Below are 15,550 nucleotides of genomic sequence, written 5' to 3'. Positions count from 1 at the left end.
TTACTCGGGCCGCTCAGCCGCCCAGCACAACCTCGGCGAGGGTCTCGTAGCGCGGTCCGCCGTGGGCGCCCTCACCGAGGTGTGAGGCGATGATCGCGATCTCGTAGACCGGCCACGACGGGCCGGCGTACGTCTCGAGCAGGCGGACCCACCGGGTCACCTCGGTCGGGCGGCGCAGGCGGGCGATGGTGCAGTGCGGCTTGAACCGCGCACCGTCGACCTCGATCCCGGACACCACGGCCGCGTTGCGTGCGCGGCCCGCGAGACGCTCCAGCACGACGTCGGCGTGGTCGCTGACCGACGAGACACCCACACCGAGCACGCGGGCCTGCGCAGGGTTCGGGAAGGTGACCGGACCGGCGAGGGCGATCTCGGGGACCGGGGTCCGGGCCACGCCGTCGGCCAGCCGGTCGACGTAGTCGTCGATGCGCCGCTCCTCGACCGACTCCATGAAGGCCAGCGTGAGGTGGAGCTGGCCCGCCGGCGTCCAGCGGTACGCCGGCTCTGCCTCACGTCTCACCTCGAGGAAGTCGTCGAGGTGCTCGATCACGTCGTCGGGCGGCACGATCGCCGCGAAGATGCGCGCTCCCACTCACCCGACCCTAGTGCCCAGCAGGTGACCGATCAGGAGGGTCACGCCCATGGCGAAGACGCCGCCGAGGACGTTGCGCATCACCGCAGGCATCGGGCGGGCGCCACCGAGCTTGGCCGAGCCCCAACCGGTGATCGCCAACGCGAGCGCCACGGCGACGGCCGTCACGTAGAAGCGCTGCGGGTCGGGCAGCAGGATCGTGAGCAGCGGCAGCAGGCCGCCGACGGTGAAGGAGACCATCGAGGCGAGGGCGGCGTTCCACGGGTTCGTGACGTCGTCGATGTCCAGGCCGAACTCGAACTCCGCGTGCGCGCGGAGGACGTCGTGGTCGGTCAGCTCCTGCGCGGCCGATCGAGCGACGTCGTGGGAGAGTCCCTTGCCCTGGAGGATCTCGGTGAGGTGGTCGAGCTCCTCGTCGGGCATCCGCGCCAGGTCGTGCCGCTCGGCCTCGATGATGGCCACCTCGGCATCGCGCTGCGTGGAGACCGAGACGTACTCCCCCGCCGCCATCGACAGCGCACCCGCCACCAGGGCGGCGATGCCGGCGATCAGGATCGAGGAGTGGTCGGTGGTCGCGCCGGCGACACCCATCACGATGCCCGCGACCGACACGATGCCGTCGTTGGCGCCGAGCACGCCGGCACGCAGCCAGTTGAGCTTGTTCCCCAGGCCCTCGGTGTCGCCGTGCTCGTGGACCATCTCGTCGGCAGCAGTCATGACTCCATCGTTGTCGCCGCCCACCGCGGTCGCAACGAAGGTGAGCCTGCGCAAATGCGACAGCGCCCCCTCCGCCGTACGACGGAAGGGGCGCTGATGTCGGATCCCAGAAGCCGAGCGCAACTGGGTTTCTAGTGCGTGCTGCGCAAGGCGCAGCGCCGAAGGCGGCCTTTGAGCGGAGCGGGCCGTCGAGGCGCTGCAACGCAGCGCACTGCGTGCTAGAAGCCCAGTTCGCGGCCGATGAGCTCCTTCATGATCTCGTTGGAGCCGGCCCAGATCTTCGTGACGCGGGCGTCGCGCCAGGCACGCGCCACGCGGTACTCGTTCATGAAGCCGTAGCCGCCGTGGATCTGGACGCACGCGTCGAGGACCTCGCCCTGCGCCTGCGAGGACCACCACTTGGCCTTCGCGGCGTCGACGGCGGTGAGCTCGCCCTTGGTGTGCGCCTCGACGCACTTGTCCATGTACGCCTCGCAGACCTCGATCTGCGTGGTCAGCTCGGCCATCCAGAACTTGAGGTGCTGGAACTTGCCGATCGGCTGGCCGAAGGCCTGCCGGGTGTGGGCGTACTCGATGGTCTCGGCCAGGATCTGCTTGGCGTGCGCGGTGTTCGCGACCGCACAGGCGATGCGCTCCTGGGCGAGCTTGACCATCATGTGGATGAAGCCCTTGTTGAGCTCGCCGACGATGTCGGCGTCGGTCAGGCGGACGTTCTCGAAGAAGAGCTCGGCGGTGTCCGACTCCTCCATGCCGACCTTGTCGAGCTTGCGGCCACGCGAGAAGCCCGGGGCGTCGGCCGGGATCGCGAAGAGCGTGATGCCCTTGGGGCCCAGCTCCGGCGCGGTGCGCACGGCCGTGATGACCAGGTCGCAGGAGAAGCCGTTGGTGATGAAGGTCTTGGAGCCGTTGATGACCCACTCGTCGCCGTCGCGGACGGCGGTGGTCTTCAGCGCGGCGAGGTCGGAGCCGCCGGAGGGCTCGGTCATGCCGATGGCGAGCAGGCACTCACCCGAGGCGACCTTGGGCAGGTACTTCTGCTTCTGCTCCTCGGTGCCGAGCTCGACGAGGTACGGCGCGGTGATGTCGGAGTGGATGCCGACGCAGGTCGGGAGCGCCGCGTTGACCTTGGCCATCTCCTCGGCCAGGACCGCGTTGAACTTGAAGTCGTCGACGCCCGCGCCGCCGTACTCCTCGGGGATCGCCAGCCCGAGGAAGCCGTTCTCGCCGGCCTTGAGCCAGAACTCGCGCGGCAGCGCCTTGTCCTGGATGTACTGCTCGCTGTTCGGGATCACGTCCCGCTCGAGCCACGACCTCACCGCAGAGCGGAAGTCCTCGTGATCCTCGTTGTAGATGTCGCGCTTCATGCGGCGCACTCTACCGGCCAGTAGCCGCGTCGACGTACGCCGGAGACGAGGCATCCGCCACGCCGGACGGAGCCTCCTCACGGAAGCCGTGACGGTCCCACCAGCGGCGCAGCGGGCCGGGTGCCCACCAGTTCAGACCGCCGAGCAGCCGCATGGTCGCCGGGACGAGGAGGGCGCGGACGATGGTGGCGTCGACCAGCACCGCGACGAGCATGCCGACGCCCATCATCTTCATGAACACCACGCCGCTGACGCTGAAGGCACCGATGACGACCGCCAGCAGCAGCGCCGCGCTGGTGATGATCCGGCCGGACTTCTGCAGGCCGGTTGCCACCGCGCGGGTGTTGCGATCGTGGTCGCTCAGGCCGCTGCCGGCCGTCGCGTCCCACTCCTCGCGGATGCGGCTGAGCAGGAAGACCTCGTAGTCCATCGAGAGGCCGAACAGCACCGCCAGCATCACGATCGGGTTGGTCATGTCGAGGAAGCCAGCAGGAGTGAACCCGAGCAGGCCGGACAGGTGGCCGTCGCTGAAGATCCAGGTGACGACGCCGAACGCGGCGGTGATCGAGAAGGCGTTCATCACCACCGCCTTGAGCGGCAGCACGACCGAGCCGAAGGCGATGAAGAGCAGCACCAGCATCACCAGCACGACGATCCCGCCCATGATCGGCAGGTGGTGCTTGACCGAGGCCGCCAGGTCGACGGTCTCGGCGGTCGGACCGCCGATCTGCGAGCTCGCACCCGCGGGGACCTCGACGGACCGGAGGTGCTGGAGGACCCGCTGCGAGGCGCCGGTCTGGGTGTTGCCCTTCCAGGCCGCCCGGAGGAGCGTGGTGTCGCCCTTGGCGTCCACGGGACGTACGTCGACCACGCCGGCCACCCGGCGCAGGGCGTGTTCGTAGGTGGTGATGGCGGTCGGCGAGGCGCCACGGACCAGGACGTTGGCGGTGGAGCGCTCGGAGCCGAACTCGTGGTTGAGGCGCTCGCTGGCCTGGTGGGCCGAGGAGCTCGCGGGCAGGACGCGGTAGTCGACGCTGCCCCAGCGGACGCCGAGGAACGGGCCCGCGACGGCGAGCAGGATCGCGACGACGGCGACCGCGACGACGACTGGACGGCGCATCACGGCGTGGCCGAGCCGGGCCCACGCGCCGTGCTCCGGGTCGACGGTCGAACCGCGCTGCACGAACGGCAGGCGCAGCGCGTCGATGCGCTTGCCGAGCAGGGCGAGCGTCGCGGGCAGGACCGTGAGGGCGGCGAGCATGGCGACCAGGACGGCGGCGATGCCGCCGTACCCGATCGACTTGAGGAAGTTCTGCGGGAAGACCAGCAGCGAGCTCATGGATGCGGCGACCGTGAGGGCGGAGAACATGACGGTTCGGCCGGCGGTCGACATGGTCCGCAGGAGGGCGGCGTTGGTGTCGTCCGGGGTGCGTGCGATCTCCTCGCGGAACCGCGAGACCACGAACAGGGCGTAGTCGATCGCCAGGCCCAGACCGATCAGCGTGATGATGTTCGGCGCGAAGATGGAGACCTCGGTCAGGCTGTTCAGGCCGGCGATCACGGCGCGCGCGCCCATCACCGCCACGACCCCGACCAGCAGCGGCATCAGGGCGGCGATCACGCTGCGGAAGATGATCAGCGAGAGCAGCAGGACGAACGGCGCCGAGATCAGCTCGGCGCGGGCGAGGTCGGTCTTGGTCTGGGCGTTCACGTCGTTGTAGACGGCGTAGGGGCCGGCCAGGTCGACGTCGACCGCGCTGTGGGTGAGCGTCGGGCGGATCGCGTCGAAGGAGTCCATGAACTCGTTCTGCGTCGTGCCGGCGAGCGAGATGTAGACGGCGGTCGCGTGACCGTCCTTGCTCACCATCGACGGATCATGGGTGTCGTAGAAGCTGGCGACGGAGGTGACGTCATCGGCCGGGATCCGGCCGAGCGTCGCCTCGACCGCGGACCGGAAGGCCCTGTCGGTGGCGGTCGCGTCCTCGTCAGTGAAGATCGCGATCACGTCGATCGAGCGGTTCCCGAAGGTCGACCGCTCGAGATCCAGCTCGTGCGCGGACTGACTGGACGGGTCGTCGAACCCACCGGAGGACAGCTTGTCCTCAAGACCGATCCCGGCGACGACCGCGCCTGCGGTCAGGGCCATCGCGACCAGCAGGATCGCCACCGCCCGGCGTACGACCAGGGCACCCCAACGCTCGATCATGTCGACTCCCGTTCCGCCCAGTGAAGGAGCATCAGCTCCGTTAACGTCATTAACTGTAAACACCGTTAACTTTCGTCGTCAAGTGTTAACGTTCCGTCCATGCCCCTCCTCCGCGACCAGCCGACGCGACGTGAGCGCCAGCGCGAGGCGACGTACGACGAGATCGTGCGCGCCTCCGCCGAGCTGCTCGCCGAGAGCGCCGACCTCTCGCTGCGCGCCGTCGCCGCGAAGATGGGGATGACCGCTCCGGCGCTCTACCGCTACGTGGCGAGCTACCAGGAGCTGGTCGACCTCGTCGCCTTCCAGCTGGACCGCGCCGCGACCGAGGAATGGCGGGCGGAGGCCGAGCGGTTCCCGGAGAACGACCCCGCGGCGCGCCTGACCGTGGCCTGCTGCGCGTTCCGGCGCTGGGCGCTCGCCAAGCCCGCGGAGTTCCGGCTGGTCTTCGCCAACCCGATCGCGGCCGGCGACCTCGAACGCCGCGAGCTGCTCACCGTCTCGACGTCGGGCAACTACTTCACCGACCTGCTCTACCGGATCTGGGAGATCTACGACTTCCCGTTCCCCACCCTCGACGAGCTCGACCCGGTCGTCCGCGAGGCCGTGCTCGACCCCCTCATCCCGGCCACCGTCGAGCAGATACCGACCGAGGACCGCGGCCTGCTGTGGATCTACATGCGGTCGTGGACCGCTCTGTACGGCGCCGTCACGCTCGAGTCGACCGGCCACTGCGACCCGCGCGTGATCGGCAGCGGCCAGCTCTTCCGCGCCACCCTGCTCGACTGGCTCGAGCCTCTCGGGCTGGACGGCGAGCGGGACCGGCTGACCAGGCTCCTGGACGAGGAGCTGGCCCGCAGCTGAGCCCTCAAGCCTCGGCGGGCCCGACCAGCTCGTCCACCCAGGCGGGCACCAGGTCACTGGCACGGCCGTGCCGGGCCTCGGTGAAGAAGACACTGCCCTCGCTGGGCACGAGGTTGAGCTCGAGGGCGCGGGCGCCGTACTTGCGGGCCTGCTGCACGAAGCCAGCTGCCGGGTAGACCGCGCCGGAGGTGCCGATAGAGACGAACAGGTCGGCGCGGGCGAGCTCGATCGAGATGCGGTCCATCGCGTAGGGCATCTCGCCGAACCACACCACGTCGGGACGCAGCGAGCGGGCGCCGCAGCCGGGACACGCCGGCTGGTCGACGAGCGTGCCGTGCCAGGGGTAGTGCACGTCGCACTCGGTGCACCACGCGCGTTTGGCCTCACCGTGCATGTGGATCACGTCGACCGAGCCGGCCCGCTCGTGCAGGTCGTCGATGTTCTGGGTGACCAGGACGAAGTCGTCGTCGAGGACCTTCTGCAGGCGGGCGAGTGCATGGTGCGCGGCGTTCGGCTCGACCAGGGTCAGCGCGGCACGACGCTCGTCGTAGAACCGCTGCACCAGCTCGGGGTCGCGCTCGAAGCCCTCGGGCGTCGCCACGTCCTCGACGTGGTGCCCCTCCCACAAGCCGTCGGAGTCGCGGAAGGTCGGCACCCCCGACTCCGCAGAGATGCCGGCACCGGTCAGGACGACGACACGGGTCACGCACGGAGGCTACCGCGGGTCGCGGCTGGCCTAGGGTTCGAACACAACCGACGGGGGTAGGTCCTCCGCAGCATTCTTGAATCCGAGAGGTCCACCATGACGCAGCCGCCCCTCCCGCCCGCCGGGACGCCCGAGCCGGGCGCAACTCCTCCTCCGCCGCCGAGCTTCGGCAGCGTCCCGCCCGCTTCGCCGTACGCCGCCCCCACGCCGCCGTCGTACGCCGCTCCCACGACCCCGCCGCCGGGCTCCGCGCCGCAGGGCCCGCCTCCGGGAGCCCAGCCCTTCGGGTCGGAGCAGTACACGCCCCCGCCGGCCGCGAAGAGCGGCAAGTCGAAGCTCCGGATCATCGGCGGCATCGGAGCCGCGATCATCGTCATCCTCCTCAAGTTCGGCGCCGTCTTCGGCATCGGGTCGGCACTGTTCCACGGCGCCGAACACCGTGCGGACGAGGCGGAGGACTCGGTGCGGTCGTTCCTCAAGGCCGACACCGAGGCGGAAGCCGCTCCCTACGTGGCGCCCGGCCTCGAGAAGCACATCGACCCGGCCTGCGCGTCGGTCATGAAGTCGGCGACGACGTTCAAGATCCCGAAGGCCAAGAAGACCTCGGACACCACGGCTGACGTGACGGTCGACATCACCGGCGCCTCCACTGACGTGCACTTCCACGTCACCGAGACCAGTGGCAAGTGGCTGATCGATCAGATCAGCTGCAGCTAGGTACACCGCAGCACGCAGACACCGCCCCGTCGGGGAACTCGGTCCTCGACGGGGCGACACGACGAAAGACACCGAGGTAGGACCATGACCGGCTCGCCCCCGCCGCCGTCCGATGACGCCCGGCCCCAGCCGACGCCGACGTACGGCGACCAGCCGTACTCGGCGTACGCCCCGCCGGCCGAGGCGAAGTACCCGCCGGTCCGGCGACGCCACCGCGCCCGTCTCGCGGGACTAGCGGTCGCGGTGGTCTACCTGGTGGTCAAGGGCGCGGCGCTGATCGGCATCGCCCACTGGGCCGCGGGAAACCGGTAGGCCTCAGCCGTTCGCCGACTTGTCGAAGACGTCGCTCTTCGGCGGGGCGGTGACCTCGACCGGCTCGTTGAAGTCGGTGAGCTGCATGAACTCGCCCTTCGGGCGATCGACGCGAACCAGGTTGTGCGGCGTCTCGCCCTGCACCTGGACCGTCTCCAGGGCACCGTCCTGATCATCCTTGGCACGGATCTTGACGGTGGCGATCCCGTCGATCGAACCCGTGCCCACCACCACGCCGGGGCCGTTCTTGTCCTTGGTGTCGCCCATGCCCTTGCGCAGGTTGTCGAGGTCGCACAACGCGCCGAAGCCGTTCGGGTCGGCGCTGTCAGTGACCCAGCGGCCGTTGATCACGGCCTGCACCTCGGCAGCGTGGGCGCCGGCGGCCGCCTTCCAGAACGTGTCGTCGCCCTTGAAGTAGGAGACGCCGTCGACCTGGCGCAGCTCGAAGCTACCGCTGCCGGGCATGGCGATGGTGCCCTTGCAGTCACCGGACGTGGCGACGTCGACGTCGATCGACATCAACCCGCCGTCCTTGCGAAACTTGCCGCTCAGGTGGACCGAGGTGAGCTTCTCGAACGCCGCCTTGGCGTCCTTCTCGATCTGCTTCGGCGGCGTCTTGGCGTACGCCGCCGCGGCAGCCGCGCCGCCGTCGGGCTTGGCGTCACCGCCTCCGCAGGCGGTCAGCGAGAGGACGAGGACGACTGACCCGGCGAGGAGCGGCGTACGGCGCATGGCCGCATTCGACCACAGCGAGCGGACCCACCGCCCCGAATCCTGCGGACTCGGCAGGGCGGCGGATCAGGCGGGCGATCAGAGGAAGCGGCCGCAGTAGCCCCAGGCGCCCTTGCCCTGGCCGTGCAGGATCCGCTTGGCGATGCGGATCTGGTGCCAGTGGCCGGTGCCGGAGGCGTGCCGCGAGTAGGTGCGGCCGCCGTACGCCCGCCAGGTCGGGTCGGAGATCTGCAGGCCGCCGTAGTAGCCGTTGCCGGTGTTGATGTGCCAGCGGAGGCTCGACTCGCAGTTGGCGACGCGGTACCACTGACGCGTGGTCGCGGCGTCGGCCGAGGGGGCGATCGCCATCACGGTGGCGAAGATGGACGTCACAAGGATCCCGAGAATGGTGCGCATGGGCATGGGACGCTACGTGCCGATCGGGCCCCGCACTATGTCCCAGGTCGCATTCACGGGGTGGCGAGCGTCGCAGCGATCCGGCCGTAACCCGGCCCCTTCGACGCTCAGGAATCGGCGCTGGCGAGCATCCGGTCGATGGCCGCGACACTGAGGACGTCGGCGATCGCGAGCTGTGCGCAGCCCACCAGCGCGGCGTCCGCGCCGTGGGTCGAGGGCAGGATCAGCAGGTCGTTGGAGGCGCCGGCGGCAGCGCCGGCGTACAGCGTCTCGCGCAGGCCGGCGACGAAGACGTCGTACGCCGCCGCGACGTCGCCACCGACCACGATGGCGCCCGGGTTGAGCAGGTTGACGACACCGGCCATCACCTCACCGACGCGACGGCCGCTCTCACGGATGCGACGGCGGGCGGGTGCGTCGCCGTCGAGCGCGCGGGCCACGAGGTCCCGAACGTGGGCCAGCTCGACGCCGTCGGCGGCGGAGTCCTGGACCATCGCCCATCCGCCGGCGACCGCCTCGACGCAGCCGATCTCGCCGCAGCGGCACACACGACCCTCGGCCGCGGCGCTACGGGTGTGGCCGATCTCGCCGGCCGCCCCCTTGGCACCACGGACCAGGCGCCCGTCGGCGAAGACCGCGCAGCCGAGACCGGTCGAGGCCTTCAGCACCACGAGATCGGCATGCTGGCGCAGGTGGCCGTGCACCTCGGAGAGGGCGAGCGCCTTGACGTCGTTCTCGACGTGGACGACCGCAGGATCGAGATCGGCGAAGTAGGGGGCCAGGGCCACGCCGTCCCAGCCGCGCAGGACCGGCGCGGAGACGCAGGTCGCGGTCGCGGGGTCGACCGTGCCGGGCAGGCTGAGCCCGACGCCCCGGACCGAGCCGGCCGTGACGCCCGCCTGCTTCATCAGCTTCTTGAGGGCGACGCGCACGCGGGTGAACATCTCGTCGGGTCCGACGTCGTCGAGGTGGTCGAACTCGTCCGAGGCCAGGACGTCGCCGGCCAGGTCGCAGACGGCCATCTGGGTGCGGCTGCGACCGAGCGCGACGGCGAGGACGCTGCCGGAGCGGGCGTCGAACCGCAGCACGGTCGGCGGGCGCCCGCCGGTCGACGGGGCCTCCTCACCACCCTCGACCACGAGACCGGAGCGCAGCAGCGCGGAGAGGCGGGCCGTGACCGCCGTACGGGAGAGGCCGGTGACCGTGGCGACGTCGCCGCGCGTGCGCACCTCGCCGCGCCGGATCAGGTCCAGGACCCCACCGGCCGTCGGGATCGACGTCGTTCCTCCACCAGCCATGGAGCGCAGCCTAGCCGTGCCCCTCTCCCCACTTCGGGCATCCCGAGCCAAGTTTCGATCCGACTTATGTATCTTTTCAACGCATAAGTCTGTACTCTCGAAACATGACGCCGATCACAGAGCTCGCCGCGAGCGACATCGTCATCTTCGGAGGCACCGGCGACCTGGCCTTCCGCAAGCTGCTGCCGGCGCTCTTCCTGCGGATGGCCGACGGTCAGCTCCCCCGCGACTCGCGGATCGTCGCGGCGTCCCGCGCCGGCCTGGACGACGCCGGCTACCGCGACAAGGTGCTCAGCGCCCTGCACGAGTTCGTCGACTCCCCCGACCCCGAGGACGTGCTCCACTTCCTCACCCGGCTCACGCACGTCAGCCTCGACATCGACGACGCGGACGGCTGGGACGCGCTCCGCTCACAGCTGCTCGACGCGCCCCGCGAGGTGCGGGTCTTCTACCTCGCCGTGGGGCCAGCCCTCTTCGGGACGATCTGCCAGCGGCTCTCGGCCGCGGGACTGGTGACGGCGGAGAGCCGGGTCGTCCTGGAGAAGCCGATCGGCACCGACATCGAGTCGGCCCGCGCGATCAACGACGCGGTCGACGCGGTCTTCGACGAGTCGCAGATCTTCCGGATCGACCACTACCTCGGCAAGGAGAGCGTGCAGAACCTGCTCGTCACGCGCTTCGCGAACGCCATCTTCGAGCCGCTCTGGAACGCCCGGGCCATCGACCACGTGCAGATCACCGTCGCCGAGACGCTCGGCGTCGGGTCGCGCGGCGGCTACTACGACTCCTCCGGCGCGATGCGCGACATGATCCAGAACCACCTCCTGCAGATCCTCTGCCTGGTGGCCATGGAGCCGCCCGCCTGCGTCGCCGGCGAGGCCGTCCGCAACGAGAAGCTCAAGGTGCTCCAGGCGCTCAGGCCCCTCGTCGGCGCCGAGGTCTCGCAGTCGGTCGTCTTCGGGCAGTACGCCGCCGGCGAGGTCGACGGCGAGGCCGTTCCGGCGTACGTCGACGAGCTGGTCCCGACCAACGGAGCGTCGCGCACGGAGACGTTCGTGGCGCTGCGTGCCGAGATCAGCAACTGGCGCTGGGCCGGGGTGCCGTTCTACCTGCGCACCGGCAAGCGCCTCGCGGCGCGCGAGTCCGAGATCGTCATCGTGTTCCGGCCCGCGCCGCACCCCATGTTCCCCGACGGCCAGGGCTCGCAGGGGCCGAACAGGCTCGTGCTGCGGCTGCAGCCCGAGGAGAGCGTGCACCTGCAGATGCTGGCCAAGGAGCCCGGCCCGGGCGGCATCCGGACGCGCCCGGTCTCGCTCGACCTGAACCTGGCGGCCTCCGGCGCGCCGTCGCCGGACGCCTACGAGCGGCTGCTGATGGACGTCGTGCGAGGTACGCCGACGCTGTTCATGCGCCGCGACGAGATCGAGGCCGCCTGGCGCTGGGTCGAGCCGATCATCGACCACCACGCGGGCTCCGGCGCCGCACCCGCCCCCTACCCGGCCGGCTCGACCGGCCCTGCCGAGGCCTCCGCTCTGCTCGAGCGCGACGGCCGTACCTGGTACGAGGAGACCGACCGATGACCACTCCCCCTTCCCCCGCGGCGGTGCTGGACCCGACCGTCGCAGCCGTCACCGCCCGCATCGTCGAGCGGAGCGCCGCGTCACGGTCGGCGTACCTCGCCCAGATCCAGGAGGCCCAGCAGCGCGGTCCCGCCCGCGGCCGGCTCGCCTGCGGCAACCTCGCGCACGGCTTCGCCTCCGCGCCCGTCGCCGACAAGGCCGAGCTGCGCCAGCTCGTGAAGCCGAACATCGCCATCGTGACGGCGTACAACGACATGCTCTCGGCGCACGCGCCCTTCGAGCACTACCCGGCGCTCATCAAGAAGGCCGTGCTGCGCGCGGGCGGCATCGCCCAGGTCGCAGGTGGGGTGCCGGCGATGTGTGACGGCATCACGCAGGGTCGCGACGGCATGCAGCTCTCGCTGTTCAGCCGCGACGTGATTGCCATGGCGACGGCGATCGGCCTGTCGCACGACATGTTCGACGGCGCGCTGATGCTCGGCGTCTGCGACAAGATCGTGCCCGGCATGCTGATCGGCGCGCTGTCGTTCGGTCACCTGCCGACCGCGTTCGTGCCCGCGGGCCCGATGACCTCCGGCCTGCCCAACGACGAGAAGTCCCGCATCCGAGGGCTGTACGCCGAGGGCAAGGTCGGCCGCGAGGAGCTGCTCGAGGCCGAGGCCGCGTCGTACCACTCGCAGGGCACCTGCACGTTCTACGGAACCGCGAACAGCAACCAGATGCTGATGGAGGTGATGGGCCTGCACCTGCCCGGCGCCTCGTTCGTGAACCCGGGGACGCCCTTGCGCACCGCACTCACCGAGGCCGTGGCCGCGCGGGTGACGACGCTGGCACAGGCGGCGAGCACGCCCATCGGCGTCCTCGTCGACGAGAAGGCGATCGTCAACGCGTGCGTCGCGCTGCTCGCCACCGGCGGCTCGACCAACCACACGCTGCATCTTCCGGCCATCGCCGCGGCCGCCGGCATCACGCTGACCTGCGACGACCTGTCGGACCTGTCGTCGGTCGTGCCCCTGATCGCGCGGGTCTACCCGAACGGCTCGGCGGACGTGAACCACTTCGCCGCGGTGGGCGGCCTGCAGGTGGCGATCCGTTCGCTGCTCGCGGCCGGGCTGCTGCACGAGGACGTCCTCACCGTCGCCGGCCCGGGGCTCTCGACGTACCTCCAGGAGCCGCGCCTGCTCGACGGCTCCTTGACCTGGGTCGACGCTCCGGCCGCCTCGCTGGACACCTCGATCCTGCGGGCCGTGGACGACCCGTTCGACAAGGAGGGCGGCGTACGCGTCGTCGGCGGGAACCTCGGCCACGGCGTGGTGAAGGTGTCCGCGGTGCCGTCCGAGCTGCGTTCGGTGACGGCTCCCGCGCGGGTCTTCGACCACCAGGACGACCTCATCGCCGCGTTCCAGGCCGGCACGCTGACCGGTGACTTCGTCGCCGTGATCCGCCACCAGGGTCCGGCCGCCAACGGCATGCCGGAGCTGCACAAGCTGACCCCGCCGCTCGGTGTGCTGCAGGGGCGCGGTCAGAAGGTCGCGATCGTGACCGACGGCCGGATGTCCGGCGCGTCGGGCAAGGTCCTCGCCGCCATCCACGTGACGCCCGAGGCGTCGCACGGCGGCCCGCTGTCGCGCGTGCGCGACGGCGACGTGATCACCGTCGACGCCTCCTCGGGGACGTTGTCGGTGGACGCGGACCTGTCGGCGCGGGAGGCCCACCTCGTCGACAACAACGTCACCGGCACCGGCCGCGAGCTCTTCGCGGGCATGCGCCACCTCGTCAGCTCCGCAGATCGCGGCGCTTCCTTCTTCAACGGAGAGATCTCATGAGCATCCTGGACATCAGCCCCGTCGTCCCCGTCGTCGTCCTGGACGACCCCGCGTCCGCCGTACCCCTCGCGCGGGCGCTCGTCGAAGGCGGCGTCGGCGTGATCGAGGTGACGCTGCGTACGCCGACGGCGCTCGCCTCGATCGAGCGGATCGCCGAGGAGGTGCCGGAGATCGTGGTCGGCGCCGGCACGATCACGCGCGGCATCCAGGCCCAGGCCGCGGTGGACGCGGGCGCGTCGTTCCTCGTCTCGCCCGGCACCACGCCGCGCCTGCTCGAGGCGATGCTGGACACCGGCGTCGCGCTGCTGCCCGGCTGCTCGACGATCTCCGAGGCGCTCGCCCTGCGGGCCCAGGGTCTCGGCGCGCTGAAGTTCTTCCCGGCAGAGGCGGCCGGCGGTGCGCCGTACCTCTCCGCCATCGCGGGTCCCCTGCCCGATCTCCGCTTCTGCCCGACCGGCGGCATCACGCTCGAGTCGGCGCCGCGCTACCTGGCGCTGTCGAACGTCGCCTGCGTCGGCGGCACCTGGCTCGCGCCCGCCTCCGTCGTCGCCGCGAAGGACTGGGCGTCGATCACGGCCACCGCACGCGCCACGATGACCGCCCTCTCCGCCGCCCCGAGCCCGGTGGCCTGAGCGGCTCGCGGCACTGCCCCGACCAGCGTTCGGCCCGGCACCCCGATGGGTGCCGGGCCGAACTTTCTCCTCGGGCCCCGCCCGGGCCCGAAGCTCTAGCGACCGCGCCGGCGGGGTGCAGCGGTCAGTGCGGCGCCGACGATGCCGGCGTTCTTGGACAGGGTCGCGAGGCGGCGCGGGGTGGCGCACTCGACCTGGTCGAACCAGAGCTCGGGGTTCTTGGTGATGCCACCGCCGATGACGAAGACCTCGGGCGCGAACAGGCGCTCGATCTCCTGGAGGTACGCCGAGACGCCCACCGCCCAGTCCTGCCACGACAGGTCGAGGACCTCACGAGCGCGGGCGCTGGCGAAGTGCTCCGCCACGCGACCCTCGATCCTGAGGTGGCCGAGCTCGCAGTTGGGGATGAGGGTGCCGTCGTGGACCAGCGCGATGCCGATGCCGGTACCGAGGGTGACCATCACGGCCAGTCCGTCGACGTCACGGGCCGCGCCGAAGCGGGCCTCGGCGATGCCCGCGGCATCGGCGTCGTTGAGGAAGGCGGCGTGATCGGCGATGCCGTCGAAGACCTTGCCGAGATCGGTGCCGACCCAGGACGGATCGAGGTTGGCGGCCGTCCACAGCGCACCGTTGCGTACGACGCCGGGCAGCGCGATGCCGACCAGCTCGACGTCGCGCGGGCCGAGCTCACGCTCGATGGACTCGACGGCGTCGCGCACACCCTCCGGCGTCGCGGGCTGCGGGGTCTCCCGGCGGAGCCGCTCGGAGAGCAGCTGCCCGGTGGTCGTCTCGACGAGCGCCGCCTTGATGCCGGTGCCACCGACGTCGACTCCCAACGCTACGGACATGCTTCCTCCTCGCTCCCAGTGGTGCACGTCATAGTACATACTTTTGCTTTATTGCGATACATAAGCCGGTCATGGATGATCAGGCCATGCGCCTGACCCGCGTCACCGAGCCGATCGGCGACTTCCACGCCCGGACGATCCCCGGAGACCTCGTCGAGGCCGAGGCCTGGCTCTTCGACCCGGCACGGCCGGCGCTGGTGCTCGGCAGCTCGCAGGACGAGTCGATCGTCGACCTCGGTGCCGCCCGCGCCCTCGGCGCCGAAGTCGTACGCCGACGCAGCGGCGGCGGTGCCGTGTGGGTCCCTGCCGCGGGCTGCCTGTGGGTGGACGTGGTGGTGCCGCGGGCCGATCCACGATGGAGCGAGGACGTGCGCGCCTCGGTCTACTGGCTGGGCGAGGCCTGGACGGCCGCACTGCGCGCTGCCGGTCTCCGGGCCGAGCTCTACGAGGGCGGGCTGGAGAAGACCGACTGGGGACGGCTGGTCTGCTTCGGGGCCCTCGGACCGGGCGAGGTGCTCGTCGACGGGCGCAAGGCCGTCGGGATCTCGCAGCGACGTACGCGCGAGGGTGCGCGGTTCCAGTGCATCGTCTACGAGTCCTGGGACGCCGACGCCGTGCTCGACCTGCTGCTGATGGACGACGACGAGCGGGCTCGCGCGAGTGGCGACCTGGCCGAGATCGCCACCGGCGTGGGGGCACGTCTGTCGCAGATCGAAACCGCGCTCGTCGACCTCCTCGACGTCCGATCCATGTCCTGAGAGCA

At 70.7% G+C, this 15,550-nt stretch carries 16 protein-coding genes; 7 read left to right on the top strand and 9 right to left on the bottom strand.

Annotated elements, in window-relative coordinates; genetic code table 11:
- Positions 1-13 precede the first annotated feature (13 nt).
- The 4 genes from thpR to ACYVJ3_RS03580 form a co-directional block, all read right to left on the bottom strand.
- Positions 14-592: an RNA 2',3'-cyclic phosphodiesterase gene (gene thpR / locus ACYVJ3_RS03595; protein WP_460851138.1), complete on the bottom strand. Its 579-nt coding sequence runs from the start codon at positions 590-592 to the stop codon at positions 14-16.
- Positions 593-1,309, bottom strand: a complete 717-nt coding sequence (locus tag ACYVJ3_RS03590; protein ID WP_460851137.1) for a VIT1/CCC1 transporter family protein — start codon at positions 1,307-1,309, stop codon at positions 593-595.
- Between the two features lie 218 nt (positions 1,310-1,527).
- Positions 1,528-2,673 carry an acyl-CoA dehydrogenase family protein gene (locus ACYVJ3_RS03585; protein ID WP_460851136.1) on the bottom strand — a complete coding sequence of 382 codons (1,146 nt, stop codon included), beginning with the start codon at positions 2,671-2,673 and terminating at the stop codon, positions 1,528-1,530.
- A gap of 10 nt (positions 2,674-2,683) precedes the next feature.
- On the bottom strand, positions 2,684-4,879 hold the full coding sequence (locus ACYVJ3_RS03580; protein ID WP_460851135.1) for an MMPL family transporter: 2,196 nt from the start codon (positions 4,877-4,879) through the stop codon (positions 2,684-2,686).
- Between the two features lie 99 nt (positions 4,880-4,978).
- On the opposite strand from ACYVJ3_RS03580, the gene ACYVJ3_RS03575 reads away from it, so the two are divergent.
- Complete coding sequence (locus ACYVJ3_RS03575) at positions 4,979-5,740, top strand: TetR/AcrR family transcriptional regulator (protein ID WP_460851134.1); 762 nt, start codon at positions 4,979-4,981, stop codon at positions 5,738-5,740.
- Between the two features lie 4 nt (positions 5,741-5,744).
- Here ACYVJ3_RS03575 and ACYVJ3_RS03570 read toward each other — a convergent pair whose 3' ends face one another.
- Positions 5,745-6,446 carry an NAD-dependent deacylase gene (locus tag ACYVJ3_RS03570; RefSeq protein WP_460851133.1) on the bottom strand — a complete coding sequence of 234 codons (702 nt, stop codon included), beginning with the start codon at positions 6,444-6,446 and terminating at the stop codon, positions 5,745-5,747.
- Between the two features lie 96 nt (positions 6,447-6,542).
- On the opposite strand from ACYVJ3_RS03570, the gene ACYVJ3_RS03565 reads away from it, so the two are divergent.
- Together ACYVJ3_RS03565 and ACYVJ3_RS03560 are read left to right on the top strand one after the other, a co-directional pair.
- Positions 6,543-7,163: a hypothetical protein gene (locus tag ACYVJ3_RS03565; RefSeq protein ID WP_460851132.1), complete on the top strand. Its 621-nt coding sequence runs from the start codon at positions 6,543-6,545 to the stop codon at positions 7,161-7,163.
- Between the two features lie 84 nt (positions 7,164-7,247).
- Entirely contained in the window at positions 7,248-7,475 is a 228-nt protein-coding gene (locus ACYVJ3_RS03560) for a hypothetical protein (protein ID WP_460851131.1), read from the top strand.
- 3 nt (positions 7,476-7,478) lie between these two features.
- Here the strand turns inward: ACYVJ3_RS03560 and ACYVJ3_RS03555 are convergent, their stop codons facing one another.
- From ACYVJ3_RS03555 to ACYVJ3_RS03545, 3 genes are all read right to left on the bottom strand, one after another.
- A complete protein-coding gene (locus ACYVJ3_RS03555) occupies positions 7,479-8,207 on the bottom strand; it encodes a hypothetical protein (protein ID WP_460851130.1) in 729 nt (242 codons plus the stop codon).
- 78 nt (positions 8,208-8,285) lie between these two features.
- Positions 8,286-8,603 carry a transglycosylase family protein gene (locus tag ACYVJ3_RS03550; protein ID WP_460851129.1) on the bottom strand — a complete coding sequence of 106 codons (318 nt, stop codon included), beginning with the start codon at positions 8,601-8,603 and terminating at the stop codon, positions 8,286-8,288.
- 107 nt (positions 8,604-8,710) lie between these two features.
- Positions 8,711-9,901 carry an ROK family protein gene (locus ACYVJ3_RS03545; RefSeq protein ID WP_460851128.1) on the bottom strand — a complete coding sequence of 397 codons (1,191 nt, stop codon included), beginning with the start codon at positions 9,899-9,901 and terminating at the stop codon, positions 8,711-8,713.
- Between the two features lie 104 nt (positions 9,902-10,005).
- Here ACYVJ3_RS03545 and zwf point away from each other — a divergent pair, with 104 nt between their 5' ends.
- From zwf to eda, 3 genes are read left to right on the top strand one after another with little or no spacing between them, the layout of a single operon-like run.
- The gene (zwf, locus tag ACYVJ3_RS03540) at positions 10,006-11,481 is read left to right on the top strand and encodes a glucose-6-phosphate dehydrogenase (protein WP_460851127.1); all 1,476 of its coding nucleotides are present in this window, start codon (positions 10,006-10,008) and stop codon (positions 11,479-11,481) included.
- Positions 11,478-13,307 carry a phosphogluconate dehydratase gene (gene edd / locus ACYVJ3_RS03535; RefSeq protein ID WP_460851126.1) on the top strand — a complete coding sequence of 610 codons (1,830 nt, stop codon included), beginning with the start codon at positions 11,478-11,480 and terminating at the stop codon, positions 13,305-13,307. Before zwf ends, edd begins: the two co-directional genes overlap by 4 nt.
- The gene (gene eda / locus ACYVJ3_RS03530; protein ID WP_460851125.1) at positions 13,304-13,939 is read left to right on the top strand and encodes a bifunctional 4-hydroxy-2-oxoglutarate aldolase/2-dehydro-3-deoxy-phosphogluconate aldolase; all 636 of its coding nucleotides are present in this window, start codon (positions 13,304-13,306) and stop codon (positions 13,937-13,939) included. The genes edd and eda overlap by 4 nt, the downstream gene beginning before the upstream one ends.
- A gap of 95 nt (positions 13,940-14,034) precedes the next feature.
- On the opposite strand, the gene ppgK is transcribed toward eda, so the two are convergent.
- A complete protein-coding gene (gene ppgK / locus ACYVJ3_RS03525) occupies positions 14,035-14,787 on the bottom strand; it encodes a polyphosphate--glucose phosphotransferase (RefSeq protein ID WP_460851124.1) in 753 nt (250 codons plus the stop codon).
- Between the two features lie 86 nt (positions 14,788-14,873).
- On the opposite strand from ppgK, the gene ACYVJ3_RS03520 reads away from it, so the two are divergent.
- Entirely contained in the window at positions 14,874-15,545 is a 672-nt protein-coding gene (locus ACYVJ3_RS03520) for a lipoyl protein ligase domain-containing protein (RefSeq protein ID WP_460851123.1), read from the top strand.
- Positions 15,546-15,550: the final 5 nt, after the last annotated feature.

This window comes from Nocardioides montaniterrae, assembly GCF_054782655.1.
The sequence above is the reverse complement of the archived record's forward strand: the minus strand, read 5'-3'. Positions and strand labels throughout refer to the sequence as shown.